This is a genomic window from Actinomadura vinacea, assembly GCF_039532545.1.
GTDB classification, from domain to species: Bacteria; Actinomycetota; Actinomycetes; order Streptosporangiales; family Streptosporangiaceae; genus Spirillospora; species Spirillospora vinacea.
Map to the genome: position 1 here is coordinate 34,317 of NZ_BAAARW010000011.1, position 26,762 is coordinate 61,078.

Here is a 26,762-nt window from a genome sequence, read left to right on the forward strand (position 1 = left end):
GGGCGCGGATGCGTGACGGGCCCATGGCGACGGTCTCCAGGCGGCTGCAGGGCGTGGTGTTCCTGCTGGTCCCCGCGCTGCTGGTGTGGCTGGCCGTCGCGATCTACCAGAAGCGGTTCACGGACGCGACGATGGTGACGCTGCGCACCGGTTCGGTCGGGAACGAGCTGCACCGGCACGCCGACGTCAAGGTGCGCGGCGTGGTCGTCGGCGAGGTCCGCGAGATCGACGCCGACGGGTCGGGCGCCCGGCTCACGCTGGCGCTCAAGCCCGGCACGGTGCGGCGGATCCCGGCGAACGTGTCCGCGCAGATGCTGCCGACGACGCTGTTCGGGCAGCGGTTCGTGGCGCTGATACCGCCGGCGCAGCCGGCCGCGGCGCGGCTCACCGAGGGCAGCGTGATCAACGAGGACCGCACCGCCAACGCGGTGGAGCTCCAGGAGGTCCTCAACAACACGCTGCCGCTGCTCACCGCCGTCCAGCCCGCCAAGCTGTCGGCGACGCTGACCGCGATGTCGCAGGCGCTGGAAGGGCGCGGGGGCGAGCTGGGGCAGACGCTCGTCACGCTCGACGCGTACCTGGCGAAGTTCAACCCCGAGCTGCCCGCGCTCAACCGCAACATCCACGAGCTGGTCGCGTTCTCCCACAACTACGCCGACGCGACCCCCGACATCCTGGACGCGCTGTACGACTTCACCTCCACCAGCCGCACCGTCGTCGACCAGCGCCGCAACCTCAGCGAGCTGTACTCCACCGTCACCTCCGGCGCGCAGGACCTCACCACGTTCCTGCGCGCCAACTCGGCCAACATGATCCAGCTGGCGTCGTCGAGCCGGCCGTCGCTTGAGGTGCTGGCCCGGTACTCGCCCGAGTTCCCCTGCGTGTTCTCGATGCTGACCGACTTCATCCCGGAGATGAACCGCGCGCTGGGCAAGGGCACCGACCGGCCCGGCCTGCGGGTGCAGATCACCGCCGTGCCGTCCAAGGGCCGCTACATCCCCGGCCGGGACACCCCGCGCTACACCGCGGGCGGAGGGCCGCGCTGCTATCCCGTGCCGTACGACCCGTCCGGCGGCGCCGCCGTCCGCGGCCAGGCCGCCCCTCCCTGGCAGCAGGCGCCGGTCGCGGTCGCGCCCGGCGGGCTCGGCCTGCCCAACTCGCCGCAGGAGAACACGCTGGTGAACGAGCTGATCGCGCCCGGGATGCGGGAGGTTCCGCAATCCCTGCCCGACTGGAGCAGCGTCCTGGTCGGCCCGGTCTACCGGGGGGCGAAGGTGAGCGTCGGATGAGGATGAACGTGAAGGGCCTGGGCGGCCCGCTGACCAAGTCGATCCTCTTCGTGGTCGTGACCGTCACCGCCACCGCCGTGCTGGCCATCAGCATCGCCAACACCGGCGTGGGCGACGCCGACCGCTACGACGCGCGCTTCGTCGACGTCGCCGGGCTGAACGAGGGCGACAGCGTCCGGATCGCCGGGGTGCGGGTCGGCCAGGTCACCGACATCAGCGTGGTCGCCAGGCGGCAGGCGCGGGTGCGGTTCAGCGTGCAGAAGGGCCGCCGGCTGCCCGCCTCCACCACGGCGACGATCAAGTACCGCAACCTGGTCGGGCAGCGGTTCATCGAACTGGACCGGGGCGCCGGGGCGCCCGGGCGGATGCTGCCGCGCGGCGGCACCATCCCGGTGGAGCGGACGACGCCCGCGCTCAACCTCACCCAGCTGTTCAACGGCTTCCAGCCGCTGTTCCAGGCGCTGTCCCCGGCGGACGTCAACCAGCTCGCCGGCGAGATCATCCAGGTGCTCCAGGGCGAGGGCCCGACGATGGATTCGCTGCTGCGCACGGTCGCGTCCCTCACCAGCACGCTGGCGGGCAAGGACCAGGTCATCGGGCAGGTCATCGACAACCTCAACGAGGTGCTGGAGACCGTCAACGCGCGCGGGGACCGGCTCGGCGACCTGATCGTCACGCTGCGCCGGCTGACCTCCGGGCTGGCCGCCGACCGCAGGCCGCTGGGCGAGGCGATCGGCGCGATGTCGGAGCTGACCAACAGCACCGCCGGCCTGCTCCAGGTCGGCCGCGCCCCGCTGAAGGACAGCATCGCCGAGCTGGGCCGCCTGTCGGACGGCCTGGCCGACGAGTCCCCGACCGTCGACCGCTTCCTGCGGACGCTGCCCGGCAAGAGCGCGACCATCGCGCGGCTCGGCTCCTACGGGTCGTGGATGAACTTCTACATGTGCCAGGCGACCGTCACCGGCGCCCGGTACACCGACGGCAGCAAGCCGCCGACCGGTGTCCCGATGGGACCGGACGACGCGATGAGATGTGAGGTCCGTCGATGAGCGGCCCCGAGAAGCAGGGCCCGGGACGCCCGGTGACGGCGCGTCCGGCCGCGACCGCGCTGCCGCCGCTGAAGCGCCCGCGCTCCGGCCCGCTGCGCGGCAAGCCGATCCGTGAGCGCAACCCGATCGGCGTGGCCGTGGTCGGGCTGGCGATCATCCTCGTGCTGGCGATGCTGGCCTACCGCGCCGACGACCTGCCCGTCATCGGCGGCGGCACCAGCTACACCGCCGACTTCACCGAGGCGGCCGGGCTCAAGCCCGACGACGAGGTGCGCGTCGCCGGCGTCAAGGTCGGCGAGGTCACCGGCGTGGAGCTGGACGGTGCCAAGGTCAAGGTCACCTTCCGGGTCCGGGACACCTGGATCGGCAACGACAGCAGCGTCGGAATCATGATCAAGACGCTGCTGGGCGCCAAGTACCTGGCCGTCGACCCGCTCGGCGAGACCGCCCAGGACCCCGACCGGCGGATCCCCCTCCGCCGCACCAAGTCGCCGTACGACGTCACCAAGGCGTTCCAGGAGCTGTCGAGCACCATCGACCGGCTCGACACGGTCAAGGTCGCGCAGAGCCTGGAGACGATGGCCGACACCTTCACCAACACGCCGCCCAGCGTCCGCAAGGCGCTGGACGGGCTGTCGGCGCTCTCCCAGACGATCTCCACCCGGGACGCGCAGCTGGCCCGGCTGCTGGCCAACGCCAAGCAGGTCACCGGCGTGCTGGCGGAGCAGAGCGGCGAGTTCCAGAAGCTGCTGCAGGACGGCAACCTGCTGCTGGCCGAACTGCGCCGCCGCCGCGAGGCGATCCACGGGCTGCTGGTCGGGTCGCAGGCGCTGGCCCGCCAGCTGTCCGGGCTGGTCGCCGACAACCAGCGGCAGCTCCAGCCCACGCTGGACGCCCTCGACCGGATCACCGACGTGCTCGAACGCAACCAGGACAACCTCAACCGGGCCCTGGCCGTGGCGGGACCCTACAACCGGCTGCTGGGCAACGCGCTCGGCAACGGCCGCTGGATGGACGGCTACCTGTGCGGGGTCGTCCCGAAGGAGTACCTGGCCCCGAACGCGCCGCCGAAGGACGACTGCCGGCCGCCCAAACCCGGCGGAACCGGCCCGAGCGCCGGTCCCCGCGTCGGCCCGAGCGCCGGTCCGAGCGCCGGCCCGAGCGCCGGCCCGAGCGCCCGTGCGGTGAGAGGAGGCGGTGGCCGATGATCGAGACGTCCTGGCGCCGCCGGATGTGGCAGGAGCGCCGCCGCACCGTGATCGCGCTGTTCCTGGCGCTGGTCCTCATGGCCGTGGCGCTCGCCGCGGTCGCCGGCGACGGCGGCGGCAAGCGCGTCACCGCCTACTTCGGCGCGGCCGTCGGCGTCTACCCCGGCTCGGACGTGCGGATCCTCGGCGTCAAGGTCGGCTCCATCGACGAGGTCACCCCGATGGGCACCCGGGTCCGCACCCGGCTGACCCTGGACCGGGACGTGCCCGTCCCGGCGGGCGCGGGCGCCGTGGTGATCGCGCCCAGCGTCGTCGCCGACCGCTACATCCAGCTCACCCCCGCCTACACCGGCGGCCCGCGGATGGCCGCCGGCGCCGAGATCCCCGTCACCCGCACCAGGACGCCCGTAGAGCTGGACCAGCTCTACGAGAGCCTGAAGCGCCTCGCCGGAGACCTCGGCCCCAACGGCGTCAACTCCAAGGGCGCCCTGTCGCGCGCGCTGCAGGTCGGCGCGGAGAACCTCGGCGGCAACGGGCAGGCGATCAACGACACGATCGCGCAGTTCGGGCAGGCGAGCCAGACGCTGGCCGGATCGAGCGGCGACCTGTTCGCCACCATCGCCAACCTGCAGAAGTTCACCACCATGATCAAGGAGAACGACACGCAGGTGCGGCAGGCCGAACGGCAGCTGGCCGACGTGACCGGCTTCCTGGCCGCCGACCGCGACGAGCTCGGCGCCGCGCTGCGCGAGCTGGCCGTCGCGCTCGGCCAGGTCCGCGGCTTCATCCGCGACAACCGCGCGCTGCTGAAGAAGGACGTGGACAAGCTCGCCTCCCTCACCCAGGTGCTGGTCGACCAGCGCGCCTCGCTCGCGGAAGCGTTCGACGTGCTGCCGCTGAACGCCACCAACCTCCTCAACAGCTACGACCCGTCCACCCGGACGCTGATGGGACGCGGGAACCTGAACGAGATCAGCATGGGCCCCATCTCGGGGACCGGCACGGGCTCTGGCTCTGGCTCGGCGGCCGGCTCGGCGCTCGCGGCACTCGGGCAGGGGACGGCCAACCCGGCGTGCGCCTCGTCCGCCGCGTCCAACGAAACGCTGAAGGCGCTGTGCGACAAACAACGGGCCGGGACGCTGACCCCCGTACCGGAATCGGCCACGGGCATCCTTCCCCCGATGCCGTTGCCCACCGTAGGCGACACGTACGGCTCGCCCACGTCCCCCAAGGGAGGCGGCCGATGAGCCACCCGGACAGGAAAACCCCGCGCGCGGGGAGGCTGGGGCGGGCCGCGCTCTACGTCACCGCAGGCGCGGTGTTCCTGAGCGGCTGCGGCGGCGGTTTCACAGGAGTGGAGGACCTTCCCCTACCGGGCGGCGCCGACCTGGGGGACCACCCCTACACGGTCACGGCCGAGTTCAGGAACGTGCTCGACCTCGTACCGCAGGCCGCCGTCAAGGTGAACGACGTCGCGGTCGGCAGGGTCTCCGAGGTGTCGCTGCCCCTGAACGGCTGGACGGCCCAAGTCACCATGAAGGTGAACGGCAAGGTACGGCTCCCCGCCAACGCCACCGCCCATCTGGAGCAGTCCAGCCTGCTCGGTGAGAAGTACATCCAGCTCGCCCCGCCGAAGTCCGGCGCCAGCGGAACCCTGGCCAACGGGGCCCGCATCCCCGCGGACCGAACCAACCGCAACGTCGAGGTGGAGGAAGTCTTCGGCGCCCTGTCGATGCTCCTGAACGGCGGCGGCCTGCCGCAGCTGCGCACCATCTCCCGCGAAATCAACAACGCGCTCACCGGCAACGAGCCAGAGATCAAATCGCTCCTGCGCCGCCTGAACGAGCTGACCTCCAGCCTCGACTCCAACAAGGGCGACATCGTCGCCGCCCTGGACGGCCTCAACCGGCTGTCGGCCACCCTCACCACACGGCGCCAGAAACTCGGCACCGTCCTGGACGACCTGAGCCCCGGGCTGAAAGTCCTGGAAGACCAGCGCGGCGCGCTCATCACCATGCTCCGCCAGTTCGAGGACCTGTCGGACATAGCGGTACGGACCATCAACGCGTCCAAGGAGGACTTCGTCGCCGACCTGCGCGCGCTCGCCCCGACCCTGCGCAAGCTGGCCGACGCGGGAGAGGACCTGCCCAAGTCACTGCAGGTGCTGTTCACCTACCCGTTCACAGACGAGGCGCTGAACACCATCAAGGGCGACTACCTCAACGTCTACCTGGCGGTCTCGGCGGTCCCCGGCACGGAGATCATCCCGCCGATCACGCCGTCCCCGTCCAACGGCTCCGAGAAGGCCCGGACCCGCGAGGTGCGCAACGCCCCGACGCTCCCGCTCCCGCCCGCCGACACCCCGTCGATCGTGCAGCCGCCGGTCGTCCCCGGCACGCCCGCGCCCTCCGGCACCCGGGCGCCGACCGCTCCGGGCACCCCGTCCGGCGGCGGAGGCGGGATCTTCCCCGACCTCGGCCAGGGAGGAGGCGGCTGATGCTGACCCTCGGAACCCGGATCAGGACGCTGGCCTTCCTGGTCATCTCGCTGTCGATCATCGCCTACATCGGCGCGCGGTACGCCGACCTCGGCCGCCTCGTCGGCCTGCGCGGCTACTACGTCGCCAAGCTCGAACTCGCCCAGACCGGCGGACTGTTCACCGGCTCCAACATCACCTACCGGGGCGTCTCGGTCGGCCGGGTCGGCGAGCTGCGCCTCACCGACGACGGCGTCGTCGCCGACCTGAAGATCGACGACGACGCGCCGCGGATCCCGTCCAACCTGCAGGCCGTGGTCGCCAACCTGTCCGCCGTCGGCGAGCAGTACGTCGACCTGCGCCCCGCCGGCAGCACCGGCCCCTACCTGGAGGACGGCGCCGTCATCCCGCGCTCGGTCACCGCCACCCCGGCGCCCGTCACCGACCTCCTCAAGGCCACCAAGGACTTCACCGGCTCGGTCCCGCTGGAGTCGCTGCGCGTCGTCGTGGACGAGTTCTACCAGGCGTTCAACGGCCAGGGTCCCAACCTGCAGGCCCTCATGGACGCGCAGAACGAGTTCATCCGCGCCGCCGACGCCAGCATCGCCCCCACCACCCGGCTCATCCGCGACGGCGAACTCGCCCTGCGCACCCAGAACGAGGAGGCCGCCGCGCTCAAGGCGTTCGGCCGCGACGCCCGGCTGCTGGCCCAGCAGCTCCGCACCTCCGACGCCGACCTGCGCAAACTGATCGCCGTCGCGCCGCAGGCGTCCGGAGAGATCACCGGGCTGCTGCGCGACCTCGACCCGAGCCTCAGCGTCGTCATCGCCAACCTCCTCACCGTCTCCCAGCTGACCGTCACCCGAGTGGACGGCCTGGAGGAGCTCCTGGTCCGGCTGCCTGGCGTCGTCGCCGCCGGCTCCACCGTCGTCGAGGACGGGAAACTGCGCTTCGGCATGGCCACCACGTTCTTCAATCCGCTGCCCTGCACCCGCGGGTACGGCGGGACGACCTACCGCAGCGGGCTCAACACCTCCGAGGGCCCGCCCCTCAACACCGGCGCGCGCTGCACCATGGCCGCCGGGAGCGGGGTGAACGTCCGCGGTGCCGCCAACGCCCCCCGCCGCGGCGTCCCCGAGCCGGCCCGCCCCGGCTCGGTGGGCCTGACCGCCGGACCCGGCGCCGAACTCCCCGGCGCGCTCGGCCTCCCGGGCGTCCAGGGACGGCAGCCCGACATGCGCGACCTCCTCGGACTGGGGGACCAGCGATGACCGAGACCGCACAGGACCACCCGGCGACCTCCGACGACGACCGCGACCCGCCGTCGCCTCGTCCCCGCTCCCGCGCCGGTACCGCCTGCTGGGCCCTGGTCGCCGCCGCCGCGCTGTTCCTGGGCTGGGCCTGCTGGCAGTTCTGGGACCTGCGGCAGGGCGCCGACCAGGACATGGCCCGCGACCGCGACCGCGCCGTCGTCGCCGCCAAGCAGCAGATCGCCGAGCTCAACTCCATGGACGCCAAACGCATCGACCAGAGCCTGCAACGCTGGCAGGACTCCTCCACCGGCGCCCTGCACGAGGAGCTGAAACGCACCCGCGCGGACAGCAGGCAGAAGATCCAGCGGGCCGGCACCGGCGCCACCGGGACCGTCTCCGACGCGGCCCTCACCGCCCTCGACCGCCGCACCGGCTCCGCCCGGATCATCGCCACGGTGCGGATCGAGATCACCCGGCCCGGCGCCGCGCCGACCGTCCAGCGCAAGCGCTTCGACGCCGCGCTGACCCGTACCGCGGCGGGCTGGAAGCTCAAGTCCCTGACCGCCCTGCCCGCCAACACCCAATGAGGACCGCCGTGAGAACACCGCCGGGAGTCCGGCGCCCGCTGGCCGTCGCCCTGGCGCTCGCGCTGGCCGCGGCCGGCGTGCTGGCCTTCACCGGCGCGCGGCGCGCGGACGCCCCGTCCGCCAACCGGGCGCTGCTCGACCCGCAGGCCACCACCAAGGCGGTCGGCGACGTCAGCAACGCCCTGGTCAAGATCTTCTCGTACGAGCACGGCGACGTCGCCGCCACCGAGAAGGCCGCCACCGAACTGCTGGAGGGCAAGGCCGCCCAGCAGTACCGCGGCCTGTTCGCCCAGGTGAAGCAGCAGGCCCCGGCCCAGCGCCTCACCCTGACCAGCCGCGTCGTCCGGGCCGGTGTCTCCCGGATGACCGCGGGCACCGCCCATCTCCTGGTCTTCCTCGACCAGGTGAGCACCCGCCAGGGCAAACCGGCGGGCGGCACCGCGGCCGCCCAACTGGCCGTCACCGCCCACCTGCGCGGCGGCCAGTGGCGCATCGCCGAGATCCGGTCGAGCTGACGAGCACGAGGTGACAGTGGTGAAGACGAAGCACCGCACGACCGACGTCCCCGAGTCCGAGCAGCCCGAAACGGACGCCAAGCCCACGGAAGCCGAGGACACGGACGAGAAGCCGGGCAAGGAGACCGACTCTGAGGAGGCTGAGAAAGCCGCGCCGAACCGTCAGCGCACGGTCGCGTTGGCCCTCGCAGTGGTCGCCGCCGTCTGCGCGGCATGGTTCGGATGGTCCTGGTACGGGGCGGCGCATGACGAAACCCTGCACTACTCAACCGCGCGCGACGAGGTCCTGCGGACGGGGGAGCAGGCCGTACAGAACCTCAACACCCTCGACTACCGGTCCCTCAACGAGGGCCTGAAGCTGTGGCAGGACTCGTCCACCAGCGAGCTGTACCAGGAGATCGTGCAGGGACGGCCCCAGTTCGAACAGGCCGTACGCAAGGCGCAGACCATCACCTCCGCCAAGGTCCTGGACGCGGCCGTCACCGAACTCGACCAGCACGCGGGCAAGGCGAGCGTCATCGTGGCCCTCCAGATCACCGTCACCCCGCCCAAGGGAGAACCGGCCATCAAGAAGACCCGCCTCGTGGGCCAGCTCACCCGTACCGCTACGGGATGGAAGCTCAGCGCCCTTTCGCAGGCCCCGGTCGGCGCCAATGGGTGAAAGGACGAACATGAAGGACAGGCTTCACGCTCTCTGGCGGCACCCCAGGCTGCCCGCCGCGCTGGCCGCGCTCACCATCCTCCTGGGCGGCGTGGCCGCCTGGTCCGCACGGCAGGCGCACGCCATCGACAGCGGGACGACCGCCGACAACACGGCACTGACCGACAACGCCCGGACGAGCGCGCTCAAGGGCGAGGTCAACGACATCGTCAACACGGTCTTCTCGTACAACTACACCGACGTCGGCAAGACCGAGCGGGCCGCCCAGACCCTCCTGACGGGCAAGGCCGTCCAGCAGTACAACGAGATGATCGCCCTGGTCCGCAAGCAGGCGCCCGCACAGAAGATCGTGCTCACGACGACGGTGACCGGCAGCGGCGTCCGGATGCTGACCGGAGACCGCGCCCGCCTGCTGATCTTCGCCGACCAGCGCAGCACCCGTACCGACAAGAACCAGACGGCCTATTCCGCGGCGATGTTCTCCGTCGGTGCCGTGCACCGCAACAAACGCTGGCAGATAGAAAATATCGATACTTTCGCTAAATAGTCAGAATTGCCGGGCGGTGAGTTATCCACACTCCGTCGCCCCCCTTCCGCACCCCCGACCGGCCGGTCAAAGTCGAAGGCATGAGCAGAACGACCGGCCGGACCCCCATGGTGATCCGGTCCATCCCCGACGCCATCGCCGCCGTCCCCTATCTCCTGGGCTACCACCCCACCGACGACCTCGTCGTGATCGGCCACGACGGCCCGCACAACATGTGCGCCATCCGGGTGAACTTACCCGCACCCGATGACCGGGCCGAGCTCGCCGCGACCGCCGAACGGGTGGCGGACGTCCTCGCCGGGAACCGGTTCCGGCGCGCCCTCGTCCTCGGCTACGGTCCGGCCGACCGGGTCGACCCCGCCGCCTCGACCATCGGTGACCACCTCACCGCGCACGGACTCGCCCTCACCGACGCCGCCCGCGTCGCCGCCGGCCGCTGGTGGTCGCTCACCTGCGTCGACAGCGGTTGCTGCGTCCCGTCCGGCAACCCCTACGACAGCTCGACCACGGTCGTCGCGGCCCAGGCCACCCTCTCCGGCAAGGTGGCGCTGGCCGACCGCTCCGAACTCGCCCGCTCCGTGGCACCCCTGACGGGCCCCGCGCGCACCCGCATGCGCCAGGCCACAGCACGCGCCGAGGAACGGCTGAGGTCCTGGGTGAGCGAGGGCCTGACCCGGTCCGGGTTCCACAGACGGATGACCGAAGAGGGCCGATCTCTGCTGCGCCGCCTACACGCCGGCGCGGGGACGGACGACGACATCGCCTGGCTCGGCGTGCTGCTGACCAATCTGCGCGTCCGCGACGAGGCATGGGTGCGCATCGACGACGACCACCCCGACCATGAGATCGACTTCTGGCGCGACGTGCTGCGCCGCGTCGACGAGGCGTACGCGACGGCCCCCGCCTGCCTGCTGGCGTACGTCGCCTATGTGGCTGGGGACGGCGGCCTGGCCAACGTAGCCCTGGAACGGGCCGATCCGGAGTATTCGATGGCCAACCTTCTCGGCTGGGCGATGGAGACCGGCGCGCCCCCGTCGGTCGTCCGACTGAACATGACACCGGAGGATCTGGCCGCCGCCCATGCGGCACAGGACGAACGCCTCACCGATGGCGCCATAGGAGGGGAGGAACGTCTGGACCTATGACGCTGTGTTTATTTCAATCCCGGCCCAGGGGCTCGCCTAGCGGCTCGCACCCTGACCGTGCTTAGTGCGAGCGCGACATCGCTTCGCGATCTGGCCGGTAAGGCTGGCCTCCGGCGTCGCCTCGCCGGCCAGGTAGCGCGCTCGCGCGGTACCTGGGGCCACTTCGAGACGGGCCCTAACCGGGCCTTGGCGAGCGCGACGTCGCTTCGCGATCTGGCCGGTGAGGCTGGCCTCCGGCGTCGCCTCGCCGGCCAGGTAGCGCGCTCGCGTGGTACCTGGGGCCACTTCGAGACAGACCCCAGTCACGCACCCGGGAATGTCCGAGCCCTTGGCGATCGTGCGGTCCACCTCGCATTCACGAGAGGGAGGAAGTCAAGAGCTGACGGCTTCGCCGGGGGAGCCGGGGTCTATTCGGCGGTCGCGGTTGCGCTCGTTCCACGCCCTCATGCGCGGCGGGTACCCGACGATCTGAACGTCGTAGACGGGCAGGCCGAGGTTGTGCGCGACCTTTCCGATGACCTGTGGAGAGCCCACCCTGCGCCGGGTCCATTCGCCGTCGTGGGCCACGGCGACCGCGGTGGTGTCGGTGGCGAACGTCTCGGGCTCCACGAAGAACTCCACACCCTTGCGGCTGCGCGCGAACGCGATGAGCGCCTCGATGTCGGCGTCGGTCGCCTCACGGTCGAGCCTGGTCACCGAAGAGCCGCGGTGCTTGCGAATCCCGAATCGGTCCCGGAACCTCATCGGCATGTCCCGTCCTCTGATGCCGCCCCGGAACCGCTCCGGAGACATTGGGCGCGTACGACGATAACGAGTTCTGGGAGTAAACGGGTTCCCGACACAGGCGAAATGTGCCAGGACGACAGGTGCCGCACCCCTACACTGTCGGCTCGAACTGATCAACAAATGGGCGCACGAGCCGAGGGAGCGTTCATGACGGGGCGGCGCGGAACGGTCGTGGTGCGGCGTTCGGCGGCGGTGGCGGCCGGGCTCGCGCTGTGCGGTTGGCTGAGCACGCTGGCGCCCGCCCCGCCGGCCGCCTTCGCGGCCCGCACGGCCGAACGCCCCCCGCAGACTGCGGTGGTCAACGGCAGTGGCGCGGCCACTGGCGCCAAGGCGGGCCGGAGCCCTCAGCCGACGTCGCCGCGCCCGTCCGCCGGCGCGAGCCCGAGCCCCTCGCACCCGCCGGCTCCCGCGGTCGACTGCAAGCGGATGAAGTGCGTAGCCCTGACCTTCGACGACGGACCGATGGGCGTCACGGCCAAATTGCTCGACACCTTGGCCGCCAGCAAGGTCCGGGCGACGTTCTTCCTGGTCGGCCGCAATGTGGAGGAGTATCCACAGCTCGTCCGCCGGGAGGCGGCCGAGGGCCACGAACTGGCCAACCACAGCTTCTCCCACTCCGACCTGGGCCGCTCGTCCACCGCGAAGGTGACCTCAGAGCTCATGCGCACCCAGCAGGCGATCCATCGGGTCGCAGGGGTAACCCCCACCCTGATGCGGCCGCCGTACGGGTCGACCGACAAGCAGGTCGCCGCCGTCACCAAGCGGCTGGGGCTGGCACAGGTCCTGTGGACGGTCGACCCGCTCGACTGGCAGGTCCGCAACACCAAGAAGGTGCAGCGAAAGGTCATCGGCGGCACGGGCAACGGCCACATCGTGCTGATGCACGACATCCACCCGACCACGGTCGCGGCCGTCCCCCACATCATCGATCGCCTGGCGGCGAAGGGGTACGTCTTCGTAACGGTCTCCCAGCTCTACGGCAAGCCCCTGGCACCCGGCAAGGAGTACACCGAGCGCGAACCGGTCCCGGAGAAGAAGGCCGCGGAGGAACGTCCTTCGGATACGGAACAGGGAGACACGGAACCCTGACATCGCGTGTTCGTTGTAAGGGACACGGCCGTTCGGGGCTTCGACTCGTCCCGGCGGTCGCGTCGTCCCCGAGAGGGTGCCGAATCTCAGGGGCGACTCAGGGGCTTCCCCGATGGTGGGTGCACGCGCTCGGAGTGAGGATCGATATATGAACGGTGGATACGCGGCTACTGAGCTGCGGGTTTCGGACGCGGAGCGGGAGCCGGTCATCGAACGGCTCCAAGAGGCGTATGCCGAAGGGCGCTTGGAGCACGCCGAGTTCGACACGCGCATGCACCTGGCCATGACGGCGAAGACGCGGGGGGATCTGGCGGCGGTCCTGCAGGACCTAGCCCCCGCCCCGGCCCTCAAGGGGACCGGCCTCGCGCCCACGGGCGAGGATCGCATGCTGGCGGCCCTCTCCCACGCGTCCGGAGTGCCCACGCTGTTCGTGGGCCCGCTGGTGCTGATGCTGCTGAGCGGAAAGCGTTCGCCGTACGTACGGCAGCACGCGGTGGAGGCGCTGAACTTCCAGCTGACGCTGCTGCTGGTGACCATGGTCACCTTCGGCATCGGCGGCGTGGTGTACGCGATCAGCTGGGCCGTGGCGGCGGTCGCGGCCGTGGTCGGCCTCACGGACAAGCCCTTCCGCTACCCCTGGATCCTCCGCATCGTGAAATGACGCGCTTCCTGGCCTGACGGTCGGGGATGCATGCGTGCTGTGCGGCATCTCTGTGGCTTCCTGGGGCCTGCCCGCAGGAACCGGGGTTTGTCGATCCCGCCGCGGGCGTGCTCACCGGCCGGTGCGACGCCGGCCGGCGAGGCGTCTTTGACCACGGTCGCCGACGACGGGTTCGGCGGCAGATCCCGCGACCGGCGGACCCGTAGGTCCCCGATCTTTCGGCAGCCGCAGCCTCCCGCCGGGCGTCGTGGGTGAAGCGGTGACCCCTTGAGCCCAAGACCGTAACCGGTGACCTGCGCGTCTTGGTGACGGCCGGTGCGCGGCCGGAGAAGTCGCGGTAGGCGGTGTTCAGGTCCGCGAGGGCCTGCTGCGGCTCGTGCCCGTCTTCTTCGCCTTGGTTGATCACCAGGTTCGAAATGTGCCGCGGCCCGTCTGTGCGCGCTCGTCGCCTTATCCGCGGGGCGTCGTTGAACACCTCGCGGGCGCGTCGGGTAGAGGCGGAAGTCGTACCGGGGCGGCAGACTGTGATCTCACTCTTGGTTCATGGTCGAATACGGAGAGGCGTTGGAAGTGGGCGGGCACGGTGGTTTCGCGCGCGCCCGTGTGGTTCTGGGGGTGTCGGAGGGGGGCGTCCTGGGAAGCGTTCAGGAGGCCGTCGAGTGGGATGGTGAAGGGGGTTTATTCCCTTACGTACCTGTGATCACACTCTCGCCGGAATTATGTGGAAGATACATAGGATCCTCGCTTTACTGGTGGAACGGGAGGGGCAGATGACGGAGCTTCTGGCCAAGGGCGATCACCAGCGGGCGGTCGAGGCGCTGCGCAGGTCGTACGAGGCGATCCCGCCCGGGGTGCCGGTGCGGCTGGCCAAGCGGACGTCCAACCTTTTCCGCTGGCGGGATCCGTCGGAGTCGCCCGGGCTGGACGTGTCCGGGTTCGACCGGGTGCTGAGCGTGGACCCTGAGGCGCGCACGGCCGACGTGCAGGGCATGACCACCTATGAGGACCTGGTCGACGCGACGCTGCCGCACGGGCTGATGCCGACGGTGGTGCCGCAGCTGAAGACGATCACGCTCGGCGGGGCGGTGACCGGGCTGGGCATCGAGTCGACCTCGTTCCGGCTGGGGCTGCCGCACGAGGCGGTGCTGGAGATGGACGTGCTCACCGGGGACGGCCAGGTCGTCACGGCGACGCGGGACAACGAGCACCGTGACCTGTTCTTCGGGTTCCCCAACTCCTACGGGACGCTCGGGTACAGCGTGCGGCTGAAGATCGAGCTGGTGCCGGTGAAGCCGTACGTGCGGCTGCGCCATCTGCGGTTCGAGGACGCGGCCGAGCTGGCACGGGTGATGGGGGAGATCAGCGAGGCCGGGGCGTACGACGGCGAGCCGGTCGACTTCATGGACGGGACGGTCTTCAGCGCCCGCGAGCAGTACATCAGCCTGGGGACGTTCGCCGACACCGCGCCGTACACGTCGGACTACACCGGGCAGAGGATCTACTACCGGTCCATCCAGGCGCGCTCGGTGGACTTCCTGACGGTGCGCGACTACATCTGGCGCTGGGACACCGACTGGTTCTGGTGCTCGGGGGCCTTCGGAGTGCAGCATCCGGTGGTGCGGCGGCTGTGGCCGGACAAGGCCAAGCGGTCGGACGTCTACCGCAAGCTCGTCGCGTACGACCGGCGCTTCCAGTTCGTGGCGCGGGTGGACCGCTGGAGGGGGCAGCGTCCCAGGGAGGACGTCATTCAGGACATCGAGGTGCCGGTCGAGCGGCTTCCGGAGTTCCTGGAGTTCTTCCACGAGAAGGTGGGGATGAGCCCGATCTGGCTGTGCCCACTGCGCGCGCGCGAAAGCTGGCCGCTGTATCCGCTGGAGCAGGGCCGCACGTACGTGAATGCCGGTTTCTGGGGAACGGTCCGGATTCCACCGGGGCAGATCCCCGAATATCACAACCGGCTCATCGAAAGCAGGGTCGCGGCCCTTGACGGGCACAAGTCCCTCTATTCGACTGCTTTTTACAGCCGTGACGAGTTCTGGCGCAACTACGACGGGGAGACCTATCGGCGGCTCAAGGAGTCGTACGACCCCCGCGGGCGACTGCTGGACCTCTACGACAAGTGCGTGCGCGGACGTTAGCCGGCCGGCGGCGTCCGCGTATCGGGGGGAGCCCACCGGGTGGGGCTCGGTGGTGACGCCGGTGTCCCCTGCCACGGGGGCGGGAAGAAGGAGGAAGCATCATGACGCTGGCCAAGGTCTTCGAGCAACTCGTCGGGCCTGAGGCGCCAGTGGAGTTCGCGGCGTACGACGGGTCTCGAGCGGGAGTGCCCGGCGCTGGTATCCGGGTCGACGTACGGTCGCCGTACGCGGTGTCGTGTCTGGTGCACTCGCCCGGTTCGCTGGGACTGGCCCGTGCGTACGTCAGCGGATACCTCGACGTCAGCGGGGACCTGTACACCGCGTTGTCCACGATGCAGCAGATGTTCGACGACGTGACTCCGGGCGCGAAGTTCCGGCTGATGTCGGAGGTCATGCGGGATCCGCTCCTGCGCGGGGCCGTGAGCAGGCGGCCGGCCCCGCCGCCGCAGGAGGCGCCTTTCAGCAGGGTGCCGGCGTGGCTGCGGCACTCCAAGCGGCGTGACGCCAAGGCCATCTCGCATCACTACGACGTGTCCAACACCTTTTATGCGTGGGTGCTGGGGCCGTCCATGGCGTACACGTGCGCGTGTTATCCAGAGGAGGGGTCGACTCTGGAGGAGGCGCAGTTCCACAAGCACGACCTGGTGGCCAGGAAGCTGGGCCTCAAACGCGGGATGCGGCTGCTTGACGTGGGCTGCGGCTGGGGCGGCATGGTGATGCACGCCGCCAAGGAGTACGGGGTGAAGGCGCTGGGCGTCACCCTGTCCAAGCAGCAGGCGGAGTGGGCGCAGAAGGCGATCGCGGACCGGGGGCTGTCCGAGCTGGCGGAGGTGCGCCATCTGGACTACCGGGACGTGAAGGAGTCGGAGTTCGACGCGGTCAGCTCGATCGGGCTCACCGAGCACATCGGCAAGGCCAATCTCAGCTCCTACTTCGCGTTCCTGCACGGGAAGCTGAAGCCGGGCGGGCGGATGCTGAACCACACCATCACGCGTCCGGACAACCTCGCCCCGGCGATGAAGCCGGGCGGGTTCATCAACCGGTACGTGTTCCCTGACGGGGAACTGGAGGGTCCCGGGTTCATCCAGGCGAATATGAACGACTCGGGGTTCGAGATCCGGCACCAGGAGAATCTGCGCGAGCACTACGCCCGGACGCTGGCGGGCTGGTGCCGCAACCTGGAAGACCACTGGGACGAGGCGGTCGCGGAGGTCGGCGAAGGCACGGCGCGGGTGTGGCGCGTCTACATGGCCGGTTGCCGGCTCGGTTTCGAGCAGAACTGGATCCAGCTGCACCAGACGCTCGGCGTCAGGCTGGACTCGGACGGGAACGCGCATATGCCGCTGCGGCCCGACTGGGGTTCGTGAACGTCTCCCGAAAGGCCCCGCGTCCGCGGGGCCTTTCGTGGGGATAATGGCTCCCTTACTTCGAGGAGGGGTCATGGCGGAGCCGGCACGCGGAACGGTCAGGGCGAACGGTCTGGAGTTCGGGTATCTGGCGGCGGGGCCGGAGGACGGGCCGCTCGCGCTGTGCCTGCACGGATTTCCGGATTCGGCGTACACCTGGCGTGAGCTGCTGCCAGAGCTGGCCGGGGCGGGGTACCGCGCGGTGGCGCCGTTCATGCGCGGGTACGCGCCGACAGAGGTCCCGGACGACGGCGTGTACCAGACCGGGGCCCTGGCCGCCGATGCCGTGGCCTTGCACGGGGCGCTCGGCGGCGGCTCCGACGCGGTCGTCATCGGTCATGACTGGGGTGCGTTCGCCACCTACGGCGCCGCCGCGCACGCGCCGGAGCTGTGGAGCAAGGTGGTCACGATCGCGGTGCCGCCGCTGAACGCGCTGATGGAGGGCTTCTTCGGCTACGAGCAGCTCAAGCGGTCGTTCTACATGTTCCTGTTCCAGACGCCACTGGCCGAGATGGCGTGGAACCGGGATTTCGTCGACGGGCTGTGGCGGGACTGGTCTCCCGGCCACGGGGCGCAAGCGCGCGCGGTGGACGTCGACCACGTCATGGCGTGCCTGGGGACTCCGGAGAACCTCGGCGCGGCGATCGGCTACTACCGTGCGATGTTCGACCCTGCGCGCCACGTCGAGCGTTATGCCGCCGAGCAGGAGGCGGTGTCGGCCAAGGGGGAGCGTCCCGTCCTGTATCTGCACGGTGCCGACGACGGGTGCCTGGGAGCGGATGTCGTCGTCCCCGGCGGTGACGTTTCGGCGGTCCTGGCGCATCTGCCGGAGGGGTCGCGGGTGGAGTGCGTGCCCGGGGTCGGTCACTTCATGCAGGTGGAGCGGCCCGGTGACGTCAACGCCCGCATCCTTGACTGGCTGGCGGGGTGACCGGGCCCGTGATGTGGGTCACTCCAGTGGATCTTGCCCGCTCTCCGCCGTCCGGCTCTGAGATGGTGCAGGTAACTGAATGATGTTCTAGTTGCGGGGCGGTGGCAGCGCGATGCTCAAGGCCGAAGACATCGACCTCACGGATTGGGAGTTCTGGCGCCGGCCGCTCGACCAGCGGCACGAGGCCTTCGAGACGCTGCGCGGGGAGCCGCGCCTGATGCGCTTCGAGGAGCCCGACATCGTGGTCGTGCCGCGCGGCCCCGGCTTCTACGCGCTGACCCGGCACGCCGACGTGGTGGAGGCCTCCCGCCGTCCGCAGGACTTCTGCTCCGGCAGGGGCGCCATCAACATCCCCGACATGCCGGGCGACATGCACGAATACTTCGGATCGATGATCAACATGGACGATCCGCGGCACGCCAAGATCCGGCGGATCGTGTCCCGGGCCTTCTCGCCCCGCATGATCCAGCGGTTCGAGGACAAGGTGGAGGAGGTCGCCGCCGGGATCGTCGAGAACGTCGCCGCCGGCCGCGGCAGCGGAGACTTCGTCGCGGACGTGGCCGCCCGCCTCCCGCTGAAGATCATCTGCGATCTGATGGGCATCGGCGAGGAGCACTACGGCACCGTCCTGGACGCGACCAACGTCATCCTCGCCGGGAACGATCCGGAATTCGTCCCCAACGCCGACCCCGAGCAGCTGGTGCTGGCGCTGCTCACCGCGGGCCAGACGCTCAAGGACCTGGTGGAGGACCTGGGGCGGCGGCGCCGCGCCGAGCCCGCCGACGACCTCACCTCGGCCCTGGTGAGCGCCAACATCGACGGAGAGTCGCTGTCCGACCAGGAGCTGGGCTCGTTCTTCATCCTGCTGGTGGTGGCCGGCAACGAGACCACCCGCAACGCCATCGCGCACTGCCTGGACCTGCTCACCCGCAACCCCGACCAGCGGGCGCTGCTGGTGGAGGACTACGAGGCGCGGATGCCGGGCGCGGTCGAGGAGCTCGTCCGGTACGTCTCGCCAGTGATCTGGATGCGGCGCACCGCCACCCGCGACACCATGCTGAACGACCACGAGGTCAAGGAGGGCGACAAGCTCGTCCTGTACTACTGGTCGGCCAACCGCGACGAGACCGTCTTCACCGACCCCGACCGGTTCGACATCACCCGCGACGCGAGCCCGCACGTCGGCTTCGGCGGCCCCGGCCCGCACTTCTGCCTGGGCGCCCACCTGGCCCGCCGCGAGATCACCGTGATGTTCCGGCAGCTGCTGAAGCGCCTCCCGGAGATCCGCGCGGCCGGCGAGCCGGACCGCCTGGAGTCCAGCTTCATCAACGGCATCAAACGACTTCCCTACACATACTGAGCACGACACGCCGAACCACCGCGATCCGGCCGTGCGCAATCCGACGTCCGGATGAACAACGCGTGGCGGCCTGGCGAGAGCGTTGGGAGGCGATAACGGCGGGGACTAGCGTGGTCGGGTTGGAGCCTTTGCCGTTGGGGGTGCTCTATGACCGAGACCGACTCCGCGTCAGTTCCCAAGTCGGGGCCCGCGCCGGCGTCGGTGTCGGCTCCGCCGCCACGCCGCGCACCCGCCGCCCGGGACGGGGCCCGCACGGCCCACAAGGCGCGGACGGACCGGCTGGCCGCCGTCGCCGAGGGGCTGCGGCTGCAACTGGCCGAAGCGGAGCGTGAGCGCGACGAACGCGAGCGGCAGATCGCCCGCCTGCGCAGCGCACTGGCCGACACGGCCCATCGGCTCGGCGAGGCCGACCGTGCCAGGGCCACCGAGGCGCACCGCGCCGACCAGGCCGAATGGCAGGCCGAGGTGCTGCGGCGGCGGCGCTGGAACCGGCTCGGCACGGCGCTGGGCGGGGTGCGGCAGCGGCCCCTGTCGCCGGGCTCGTACCGGGGGCTGCGCGGGGCGCTGCGCGCCAGTCCGGCGCCCGAGGCCCCGCCGAAGCGGCCCCGGCTGCCCAAGCACCCCGAGGTTCGGGTGGTCGACACCGAGCCCTACGACGAGGTTCCGGCGTTGGACTTCCCGGACGTCCCGGTCAACCGTCCCGGGCTCACCGCGGCCGTCCTGGCGAGCGGTCCCGTCGAGGCAGCGCTCCGATACGAGTGGCGCCAACTCGAGGGGTTCGGCTTGGACGACTGGCGTGAACTGTTCGAGACCGAGGAACCGGACCTTCTCTTCGTCGAGGCCGGAACGGGGGACGGCATCGCGGTCCCGGTGGAGGAGCCGGTTGAATGGTGCCGTGAACGAGGCGTCCCGACCGTGCTCTGGGACACCGGCACCGGAGAAGGGGCGGGCGTCCCCGGCGACGTCGCCGGGCTTTTCGACCAGGTCTTCACCGCGGACGCCGCGCGCGTGCCCGAGCTGCGCGAAGCCCTCGGCCACGACCGCGTCCATGTCCTGCCGTTCGCTGCACAGCCCCGCCTGCACCATCCCGTACGAGCCGAGGACCAAGGCAGGTACCCGCTCCTGTACGAAGGGGAGTACGACGCCGGCGCGGAGCCTCTGCTCGGCCCCGCGCCCAAGCTCGGAGCACATTTCCAGGGGACGGGATTCCCTGCCCTCTACCGCCAAAGGGTCGTCCCAGCACTTCCGTACGAAAAGGCCCTGACGGCCCGCAAGCGCTACCAAGTCCTGCTCGCGCCCCATCCCCGCCTGGCATACGAGGCGGCGGCCGCAGGCATTCCCATAGTTCACGTCGCGCCGCGAGAGCAGGAGCCTGGCGAGCAGGACGGCCATGTGGAATTCGGCCCTGCCGTCAGCGACGTCCAGGACGCGTCCCGGCTCCTACCGGCGTTGCTCGCCGGCCCGGAGATGCGCGACCGGCAGGCACATCTCGCCTTGCGTCGCGTTCACGCGGCGCACACCTACCGGCACCGGATCGACACCGTCCTGGAGACCCTCAAGCCCTCACGGCCGGCCGCGACGCCTTCGGCGCCGCCGCTCGTCTCGCTGGTGCTGCCGACCTGCCGGGCAGAGCAGATAGCCCAGGCCATCGAGCACGCGGCCCGGCAGGTCTGGCGGCCCTTGCAACTGGTGATGGTGCTGCACGGCATCGACGTCGACCCGTCCGAGGTGGAGAAGCAGGCCCGCACGGCCGGCCTCGACGATGTGGTGGCGCTGCCCGCCGACCGCTCCCTTTCCCTGGGCGAGTGCCTCAACCTCGGCATCGAGGCCGCGGACGGCGCGTACATCGGCAAGATGGACGACGACGAGCTGTACGGCCCGCACTACGTCTCCGATCTCGTTCCGGCCTTCTCCTACACGGAGGCGTCGGTGGTCGGGAAGCTGGCGCACTACACGCACCTGGAATCCATCGACGCCATGGTCCTGCGCCACCCCGGCCTGGAGCACCGCTACGTGAACGTCCTGCGCGGCGGGGCGCTCCTGGCCGAGGGTGACCTCCTGCGCGAGTACCGCTTCGCCGAGGTCGGCAGGGGAGAGGACACCGACCTGTTCCACCGGCTCCGCGAGGACGGGGTGCAGGTGTACGCGGCCGACCGCTACTCGTTCATCACCATCCGGCACGCCGACCCCGACCGGCACACCTGGCAGCCCAGCGACCTGGAACTGCTCGCCGACGCCCGCGTCGCCCACTACGGAATGGCCGAGGAGCACATCCTCTTCTGAACGTCCCCGCCCTCATCGACCGTCGCCGTTCGCGCGGTCACCGCAGCTCGCGTTTGAGGATCTTGCCGGTGGCGGTCATGGGGAAGTCGTCCCGGAACTCCACGATCCGCGGGTACTTGTAGGCCGCGAAGTTCTCCCGGCCCCAGGCGAGCAGCTCGTCCTCGGTCACCTCGGCGTCCGGCTCGCGGATCACGTACGCCTTGATCTCCTCGCCGTGCCGGTCGTGCGGCACCCCCACCACGGCGGCCAGCGACACCGCCGGATGGGTCATCAGCACCTCCTCGATCTCCCGCGGGTACACGTTGAACCCACCGCGGATGATCAGGTCCTTGGAGCGGTCGACGATGAAGTAGAAGCCGTCCTCGTCGCGGCGCGCGATGTCGCCGGTGCGGAACCAGCCGTCCCGGACGACCTCCGCGGTCGCCTCCGGGCGGCCGTAATAGCCCTTCATCACGTTGTGGCCGCGGACCGCGATCTCGCCCGGGCCCTCGCCCTCGACCGTCTTCCACTCGTCGTCGATCAGCTTCATGTCCACGCCCCAGATCGGGGTGCCGATCGAGCCCGGCTTGGTCGGACGGTCCAGCTGGTTGAACGAGGCCACCGGCGAGGTCTCCGACAGCCCGTAGCCCTCCAGGATCTTGACGCCGAACTTGGCCTCGCAGCCGTTCAGCACCTCCAGCGGCAGCGACGCCCCGCCGGACACGCAGGTGTGCAGGGCGGCCGCCGCCTCCTCGGCCGGGACGGTGCCCGGGTCCGACAGCAGCGCCCAGTACATCGTCGGCACCCCGGCGAAGAGCGTGACCTTCTCCCGGGCCATCAGCCTGAGCGCCTCCGCCGCCTCGAAGCGCGGCTGCAGCACCAGCGTGGCGCCGCGCCGCAGGCCCACGTTCATCACGCAGGACTGCCCGAACGCGTGGAACATCGGCAGCGTCACGAGCAGCACGTCGTGCTCGCGCCGTTCGAACATCGCCTCCGACACGAACGCGTTCATCAGCATGTTGGAGTGCGACAGCTCGGCGCCCTTGGGCCGCCCGGTGGTCCCGCTCGTGTAGAGGATCACCGCGGTGTCGTCGGCGCCGGTCGGCGCGGGGTCGATGGTGCCGGGCATGCCGGTCAGCGCCGGCCAGAACAGCTCCGCGTCCGGGTACGGCGACTCGGCCGCCCCCGGGTCGGCCGTCATCAGGAACAGGTGCTCGCAGCCCGCGGCGTCCTGGAAACCGGCGCGGCCCATCTCGCCCAGCGGCAGCTCCGGCGTCCCCTCGAAGACGAACAGCGCCCTGGCGCCGGAGTCGTCCAGGTGGTAGGCGATCTCGCGCGGCTTGAGCAGCACGTTCAGCGGGACGACGGCCGCTCCCGCCTTGAGGATCCCGAAGTAGGCCATGGGGAAGTACGGGACGTTCGGGCACGACAGCGCGACCCTGTCGCCCGGGCCGATACCGCGATCCCGCAGGAGGTTCGCCACCTGGTTCGCGACGGTCTCGATCAGTGCGTAGGACAGCCGCATCTCGCCGAAGACGACGGCGTCGCGGTCGGGGGTCTTGCGCGCGGCGTCCTCGAGCAGGACGGAGAGGTTGAGCATGGCACTCCTCGCACGGGGCTGCTGGCCACCCGGCCGGTTGTTACCGGCGAGTGTACAAACGGTTGCGCTCATCCTCCTGTATCCGGAACGCCCCGCGCCATACCCCGAACGGGGGACGGGACGGGGCGGGACCGGGCCGGGGCCGGGGGCGGGATCAGCCGAAGGTGACGTCCGAGCAGAGGTAGAACGCGTTGCCGGTGTCGGCGATGTCCCAGACGGCCAGGATGAGGTGGCGGCCCTGCTTGGCGGGGAGCCTTCCGGGGTGCGAGGCGTTCGAGGGCGGTTGCCGGCCGTCGTAGTTCTGCGTGAGGAACGGCTGCGGTTCCAGGGCGGCACGGGTGAGCGGCTGGGCCGGGTTCCAGCCGTTGCGGGTGATGAAGTAGCGGAAGGACGTGGTGGCGTGCGCGGCGGTCAGCTTCCAGGTGAAGGTGAACGACTGGCCGCTGTTCAGCCTGGCCGCCGGCCACTGGCCGCCGCGCGGGTCGTCCAGCGGAGCCCATCGGCTGTCACCGGCGGCGCAGATCTTGCCGTCGGCGGGGCCGGCCTGCGGGAAGCCCTTGGGGCCTTCGATGCTCTGCGGATCCCACTGGACGGCGCCGCAGTTCTGCACCTGCCCGGTGTTGCACAGGGAACTCCGGCTCGGGGGCGAGGTGGTGTAGCCGTGGGAGAGGGCGGGAGCGGCGACGGCGAGCGGCAGGCCGAGCCCGGCGGCCGCGGCCAGGACGAGGCCCTTCTTTCCAGGCATGCGGAATGTACTGGACATGCGCGATCCTCCTTGGCGGGGGGACGGGGTCGGGGATCGGCGAGGGCTCCTACTAATAGGAAACCTTCCTGTCAATGACAGGCTGAACGACCTCCCGTGCACCCGTCAAGGCCCAAACCCGCGCCCGGCCGCGGTCCCGCGGGCCAGCGGGGGGCCTTGCCCCTGCGCTAGTCTTGCTGTATGCGGACCCGGCTGCTTCTCAGCCCGCCGCGCTGACCGCCAGCAGGCCGGCGCGGCGACCCCTCCTGGTGCGAGGGGTCCTTTCATGTCAGGGCATCGCCTTTTCAAGGCACGGACATGTCAGGGCACGGGGCCGCACCCCGTACCGACAGGACCAGTGGAGTAGCGACCGTGAGCAGCGACGACACCTTCCGCGACGCGCCGGCGGGAGGCCCGTCCGCCTCCGGCGACGGGTACGACCCGCGCGCGGTTCAGGACAAGTGGCAGGCCCGCTGGGCGGAGCTGGACCCGTTCGAGGCCGCCGAGGACGCCGACGGCCGGGAGCGTCGCTACGCGCTCGACATGTTCCCCTACCCCTCCGGCGACCTGCACATGGGGCACGCGGAGGCGTTCGCCATCGGCGACGTCATCGCCCGCTACTGGTTCCAGAAGGGCTACAACGTCCTGCACCCCATCGGCTGGGACTCCTTCGGCCTGCCCGCCGAGAACGCCGCGATCAAGCGCGACTCCCACCCCGCCGAGTGGACCTACGCCAACATCGAGACCCAGGCGGCCTCGTTCCACCGGTACGCCCCCTCGTTCGACTGGTCCCGGCGGCTGCACACCTCCGACCCCGAGTACTACCGGTGGACCCAGTGGCTGTTCCTGCGCTTCTACGAGCGCGGGCTGGCCTACCGCAAGGGCGGCCAGGTCAACTGGTGCCCCAACGACCAGACCGTGCTGGCCAACGAGCAGGTCGTCGGCGGCCACTGCGAGCGCTGCGGCGCCCTGGTCGAGCGCCGCGTGCTCACCCAGTGGTACTTCAAGATCACCGACTACGCGGACCGGCTCCTGGACGACATGAAGCAGCTGGAGGGCAAGTGGCCCGACCGGGTCCTGCTCATGCAGCGCAACTGGATCGGCCGCTCCACCGGCGCCGACGTCCACTTCGTCATCGAGGGCCGGGACGAGCCCGTCACCGTCTACACCACCCGTCCCGACACCCTGTACGGCGCGACGTTCATGGTCGTCGCGGCCGACGCCGCGCTGGCCGAGGAGATCTGCGCCCCCGAGGAGCGCGCCGCGTTCGAGGCCTACCGCGACGAGGTCTCCCGCGAGTCCGAGATCGAGCGGCTGTCCACCGAGCGCGACAAGACCGGCGTCTTCCTGGGCCGGTACGCGATCAACCCGGTCAACGGCGAGCGCATCCCGATCTGGGCCTCCGACTACGTGCTGGCCGAGTACGGCCATGGCGCGATCATGGCGGTGCCCGCGCACGACCAGCGCGACCTGGACTTCGCGCTGAAGTTCGGCCTGCCGGTGCGGGTGGTCGTCGACACCGGCGAGCCCGACCCGGCCGAGACCGGCGTGGCCACCGCGGGCGACGGCCGCATCGTCAACTCCGACCCGATCGACGGTCTGGCCAAGGCCGACGCGATCGCCCGGATCACCGAGATCCTGGCCGAGAAGGGCCTGGGCCGGGCCGCGGTCAACTTCCGGCTGCGCGACTGGCTGCTCTCCCGCCAGCGCTTCTGGGGCTGCCCGATCCCGATCGTGCACTGCGAGGCGTGCGGCGAGGTCCCGGTGCCCGACGACCAGCTGCCCGTCCGGCTGCCCGACGACCTGCGCGGCGCCGACCTGGCGCCCAAGGGCGCCTCGCCGCTGGCCGCCGCGTCCGGCTGGGTCAACGTGGACTGCCCCAAGTGCGGCGGTCCGGCCAAGCGCGACACCGACACCATGGACACCTTCGTCGACTCGTCCTGGTACTACTTCCGCTACTGCTCGCCCGGCTACACCGAGGGCCCGTTCGACGTCGAGCAGGTCCGCAAGTGGATGCCCATCGACCAGTACACCGGGGGCGTGGAGCACGCCATCCTGCACCTGCTCTACAGCCGGTTCTTCACCAAGGTCCTGTACGACATGGGCATGGTGGACTTCACCGAGCCGTTCACCCGCCTGCTGAACCAGGGCCAGGTCATCCTGAACGCCAAGGCGATGTCGAAGTCGCTGGGCAACATGGTCGACCTGGGCGAGCAGATCGACCGGTTCGGCGTCGACGTCGTCCGGCTGGCCATGCTGTTCTCCGGCCCGCCCGAGGACGACATCGACTGGGCCGACGTGTCGCCGCACGGCATGTCCAAGTTCCTGTCCCGGGTGCACCGCATCGCCACCGAGGTCACCGCCCCGGTCGGCGCCGACCCCGCGGCCGGCTCGGACGAGCTGCGCCGGGTCACCCACCGCACCGTCGAGGAGGCCACCGCGCTGGTCGAGGTGCGCCGGTTCAACGTGGCGATCTCGCGGATCATGGAGCTGGTCAACGCCACCCGCAAGGCGATCGACGGCGGGCCCGGCGGGTCCGACCCGGCCGTGCGGGAGGCCGCCGAGACCATGGCGATCATGCTGTCGCTGTTCGCGCCGTACACCGCGGACGAGGCGTGGGAGCTGCTGGGCCGCACCGCCCCGGTCGCGACCGCGGGCTGGCCCGCGGCCGACCCGGCGCTGCTGGTGCAGGAGTCGGTCACCTGCGTCGTCCAGGTCGCCGGCAAGGTCCGCGACCGGCTGGAGGTCGCGCCGGGGATCGGCGAGGGCGAGCTGGAGAGCCTGGCGCTGTCCTCGGAAAAGATCAAGGATGCGCTGGGCGGGCGGGAGATCCGCAAGGTGATCGTCCGCGCCCCGAAGATCGTCAACATCGTCCCGGCCTGACCCGCGCACGCGCCACGGGCGCGGCGCCCGCTTTCCGCCAGGTCAGGAAGTCGGTGCCCCCGGTGGCAGGTGCCAGGGGCGCACCGGCGTCCTCCTGACCGTCCTCCCACCGTGCCCGCTCGGGCGCTGGGCCGCCGTCCGCGCGGACGGCGGCCCGGGTTTCCGGGCCGCCGT

22 protein-coding genes are annotated in these 26,762 nt (G+C 70.6%); 19 read left to right on the plus strand and 3 right to left on the minus strand.

What is annotated here, in order from left to right:
* The first annotated feature begins 8 nt into the window (after window positions 1-8).
* From ABD340_RS11915 to ABD340_RS11965, 11 genes are all read left to right on the plus strand, one after another.
* Window positions 9-1,289, plus strand: coding sequence for an MCE family protein (locus ABD340_RS11915; RefSeq protein ID WP_344588850.1), 1,281 nt, complete (start codon window positions 9-11; stop codon window positions 1,287-1,289).
* Window positions 1,286-2,338 carry an MCE family protein gene (locus ABD340_RS11920; protein WP_344588851.1) on the plus strand — a complete coding sequence of 351 codons (1,053 nt, stop codon included), beginning with the start codon at window positions 1,286-1,288 and terminating at the stop codon, window positions 2,336-2,338. The genes ABD340_RS11915 and ABD340_RS11920 overlap by 4 nt, the downstream gene beginning before the upstream one ends.
* Window positions 2,335-3,546 carry an MCE family protein gene (locus ABD340_RS11925; RefSeq protein ID WP_344588853.1) on the plus strand — a complete coding sequence of 404 codons (1,212 nt, stop codon included), beginning with the start codon at window positions 2,335-2,337 and terminating at the stop codon, window positions 3,544-3,546. The genes ABD340_RS11920 and ABD340_RS11925 overlap by 4 nt, the downstream gene beginning before the upstream one ends.
* A complete protein-coding gene (locus tag ABD340_RS11930) occupies window positions 3,543-4,793 on the plus strand; it encodes an MCE family protein (RefSeq protein ID WP_344588854.1) in 1,251 nt (416 codons plus the stop codon). Before ABD340_RS11925 ends, ABD340_RS11930 begins: the two co-directional genes overlap by 4 nt.
* Window positions 4,790-6,043 (plus strand): MCE family protein, encoded by a 1,254-nt coding sequence (locus ABD340_RS11935; protein WP_344588855.1) that lies wholly within the window; start codon window positions 4,790-4,792, stop codon window positions 6,041-6,043. The genes ABD340_RS11930 and ABD340_RS11935 overlap by 4 nt, the downstream gene beginning before the upstream one ends.
* Window positions 6,043-7,293 (plus strand): MCE family protein, encoded by a 1,251-nt coding sequence (locus tag ABD340_RS11940; RefSeq protein WP_344588856.1) that lies wholly within the window; start codon window positions 6,043-6,045, stop codon window positions 7,291-7,293. The genes ABD340_RS11935 and ABD340_RS11940 overlap by 1 nt, the downstream gene beginning before the upstream one ends.
* Entirely contained in the window at window positions 7,290-7,862 is a 573-nt protein-coding gene (locus tag ABD340_RS11945; protein WP_344588858.1) for a hypothetical protein, read from the plus strand. The genes ABD340_RS11940 and ABD340_RS11945 overlap by 4 nt, the downstream gene beginning before the upstream one ends.
* A gap of 8 nt (window positions 7,863-7,870) precedes the next feature.
* The gene (locus ABD340_RS11950; protein WP_344588860.1) at window positions 7,871-8,377 is read left to right on the plus strand and encodes a hypothetical protein; all 507 of its coding nucleotides are present in this window, start codon (window positions 7,871-7,873) and stop codon (window positions 8,375-8,377) included.
* Window positions 8,378-8,396: 19 nt separating this feature from the next.
* On the plus strand, window positions 8,397-9,038 hold the full coding sequence (locus tag ABD340_RS11955; RefSeq protein ID WP_344588861.1) for a hypothetical protein: 642 nt from the start codon (window positions 8,397-8,399) through the stop codon (window positions 9,036-9,038).
* A gap of 10 nt (window positions 9,039-9,048) precedes the next feature.
* Entirely contained in the window at window positions 9,049-9,585 is a 537-nt protein-coding gene (locus ABD340_RS11960; RefSeq protein ID WP_344588863.1) for a hypothetical protein, read from the plus strand.
* Between the two features lie 80 nt (window positions 9,586-9,665).
* Window positions 9,666-10,730: a DUF4192 domain-containing protein gene (locus ABD340_RS11965; protein ID WP_344588864.1), complete on the plus strand. Its 1,065-nt coding sequence runs from the start codon at window positions 9,666-9,668 to the stop codon at window positions 10,728-10,730.
* Window positions 10,731-11,102: 372 nt separating this feature from the next.
* Here ABD340_RS11965 and ABD340_RS11970 read toward each other — a convergent pair whose 3' ends face one another.
* Entirely contained in the window at window positions 11,103-11,474 is a 372-nt protein-coding gene (locus tag ABD340_RS11970) for a hypothetical protein (RefSeq protein ID WP_344589603.1), read from the minus strand.
* Between the two features lie 189 nt (window positions 11,475-11,663).
* On the opposite strand from ABD340_RS11970, the gene ABD340_RS11975 reads away from it, so the two are divergent.
* From ABD340_RS11975 to ABD340_RS12005, 7 genes are all read left to right on the plus strand, one after another.
* The gene (locus tag ABD340_RS11975; protein WP_344588865.1) at window positions 11,664-12,605 is read left to right on the plus strand and encodes a polysaccharide deacetylase family protein; all 942 of its coding nucleotides are present in this window, start codon (window positions 11,664-11,666) and stop codon (window positions 12,603-12,605) included.
* Between the two features lie 148 nt (window positions 12,606-12,753).
* Window positions 12,754-13,266 carry a DUF1707 and DUF4870 domain-containing protein gene (locus tag ABD340_RS11980; protein WP_344588866.1) on the plus strand — a complete coding sequence of 171 codons (513 nt, stop codon included), beginning with the start codon at window positions 12,754-12,756 and terminating at the stop codon, window positions 13,264-13,266.
* Between the two features lie 770 nt (window positions 13,267-14,036).
* Window positions 14,037-15,404 carry an FAD-binding oxidoreductase gene (locus tag ABD340_RS11985; protein WP_344588867.1) on the plus strand — a complete coding sequence of 456 codons (1,368 nt, stop codon included), beginning with the start codon at window positions 14,037-14,039 and terminating at the stop codon, window positions 15,402-15,404.
* Window positions 15,405-15,505: 101 nt separating this feature from the next.
* A complete protein-coding gene (locus ABD340_RS11990; protein ID WP_344588869.1) occupies window positions 15,506-16,771 on the plus strand; it encodes a class I SAM-dependent methyltransferase in 1,266 nt (421 codons plus the stop codon).
* Between the two features lie 73 nt (window positions 16,772-16,844).
* Entirely contained in the window at window positions 16,845-17,741 is an 897-nt protein-coding gene (locus ABD340_RS11995) for an alpha/beta fold hydrolase (protein ID WP_344588870.1), read from the plus strand.
* A gap of 112 nt (window positions 17,742-17,853) precedes the next feature.
* Window positions 17,854-19,101 (plus strand): cytochrome P450, encoded by a 1,248-nt coding sequence (locus ABD340_RS12000; protein WP_344588871.1) that lies wholly within the window; start codon window positions 17,854-17,856, stop codon window positions 19,099-19,101.
* Window positions 19,102-19,248: 147 nt separating this feature from the next.
* Entirely contained in the window at window positions 19,249-21,384 is a 2,136-nt protein-coding gene (locus ABD340_RS12005; protein WP_344588872.1) for a glycosyltransferase family protein, read from the plus strand.
* Window positions 21,385-21,421: 37 nt separating this feature from the next.
* Here ABD340_RS12005 and ABD340_RS12010 read toward each other — a convergent pair whose 3' ends face one another.
* Together ABD340_RS12010 and ABD340_RS12015 are read right to left on the minus strand one after the other, a co-directional pair.
* On the minus strand, window positions 21,422-22,963 hold the full coding sequence (locus ABD340_RS12010; RefSeq protein WP_344588873.1) for a long-chain-fatty-acid--CoA ligase: 1,542 nt from the start codon (window positions 22,961-22,963) through the stop codon (window positions 21,422-21,424).
* A 154-nt stretch (window positions 22,964-23,117) separates the two neighbouring features.
* Complete coding sequence (locus tag ABD340_RS12015) at window positions 23,118-23,726, minus strand: lytic polysaccharide monooxygenase auxiliary activity family 9 protein (RefSeq protein WP_344588874.1); 609 nt, start codon at window positions 23,724-23,726, stop codon at window positions 23,118-23,120.
* 351 nt (window positions 23,727-24,077) lie between these two features.
* Here ABD340_RS12015 and leuS point away from each other — a divergent pair, with 351 nt between their 5' ends.
* A complete protein-coding gene (leuS, locus tag ABD340_RS12020; protein WP_344588876.1) occupies window positions 24,078-26,588 on the plus strand; it encodes a leucine--tRNA ligase in 2,511 nt (836 codons plus the stop codon).
* The last annotated feature ends 174 nt before the right edge of the window (window positions 26,589-26,762 follow it).

Excerpts from the sequence above, each read along its gene's own strand:
- ABD340_RS11965 (WP_344588864.1), top strand. The coding sequence starts at position 9,666 with ATGAGCAGAACGACCGGCCGGACCCCCATGGTGATCCGGTCCATCCCC.
- ABD340_RS11960 (WP_344588863.1), top strand. The coding sequence starts at position 9,049 with ATGAAGGACAGGCTTCACGCTCTCTGGCGGCACCCCAGGCTGCCCGCC.
- ABD340_RS11975 (WP_344588865.1), top strand. The coding sequence starts at position 11,664 with ATGACGGGGCGGCGCGGAACGGTCGTGGTGCGGCGTTCGGCGGCGGTG.
- ABD340_RS11995 (WP_344588870.1), top strand. The coding sequence starts at position 16,845 with ATGGCGGAGCCGGCACGCGGAACGGTCAGGGCGAACGGTCTGGAGTTC.
- ABD340_RS11945 (WP_344588858.1), top strand. The coding sequence starts at position 7,290 with ATGACCGAGACCGCACAGGACCACCCGGCGACCTCCGACGACGACCGC.
- ABD340_RS11985 (WP_344588867.1), top strand. The coding sequence starts at position 14,037 with ATGACGGAGCTTCTGGCCAAGGGCGATCACCAGCGGGCGGTCGAGGCG.
- ABD340_RS12000 (WP_344588871.1), top strand. The coding sequence starts at position 17,854 with ATGCTCAAGGCCGAAGACATCGACCTCACGGATTGGGAGTTCTGGCGC.
- ABD340_RS12005 (WP_344588872.1), top strand. The coding sequence starts at position 19,249 with ATGACCGAGACCGACTCCGCGTCAGTTCCCAAGTCGGGGCCCGCGCCG.
- ABD340_RS11980 (WP_344588866.1), top strand. The coding sequence starts at position 12,754 with ATGAACGGTGGATACGCGGCTACTGAGCTGCGGGTTTCGGACGCGGAG.
- ABD340_RS11935 (WP_344588855.1), top strand. The coding sequence starts at position 4,790 with ATGAGCCACCCGGACAGGAAAACCCCGCGCGCGGGGAGGCTGGGGCGG.
- ABD340_RS11990 (WP_344588869.1), top strand. The coding sequence starts at position 15,506 with ATGACGCTGGCCAAGGTCTTCGAGCAACTCGTCGGGCCTGAGGCGCCA.
- ABD340_RS11915 (WP_344588850.1), top strand. The coding sequence starts at position 9 with ATGCGTGACGGGCCCATGGCGACGGTCTCCAGGCGGCTGCAGGGCGTG.
- ABD340_RS11920 (WP_344588851.1), top strand. The coding sequence starts at position 1,286 with ATGAGGATGAACGTGAAGGGCCTGGGCGGCCCGCTGACCAAGTCGATC.
- ABD340_RS12015 (WP_344588874.1), bottom strand. The coding sequence starts at position 23,726 with ATGTCCAGTACATTCCGCATGCCTGGAAAGAAGGGCCTCGTCCTGGCC.
- ABD340_RS11925 (WP_344588853.1), top strand. The coding sequence starts at position 2,335 with ATGAGCGGCCCCGAGAAGCAGGGCCCGGGACGCCCGGTGACGGCGCGT.
- ABD340_RS11930 (WP_344588854.1), top strand. The coding sequence starts at position 3,543 with ATGATCGAGACGTCCTGGCGCCGCCGGATGTGGCAGGAGCGCCGCCGC.
- ABD340_RS11970 (WP_344589603.1), bottom strand. The coding sequence starts at position 11,474 with ATGAGGTTCCGGGACCGATTCGGGATTCGCAAGCACCGCGGCTCTTCG.
- ABD340_RS11940 (WP_344588856.1), top strand. The coding sequence starts at position 6,043 with ATGCTGACCCTCGGAACCCGGATCAGGACGCTGGCCTTCCTGGTCATC.
- ABD340_RS12010 (WP_344588873.1), bottom strand. The coding sequence starts at position 22,963 with ATGCTCAACCTCTCCGTCCTGCTCGAGGACGCCGCGCGCAAGACCCCC.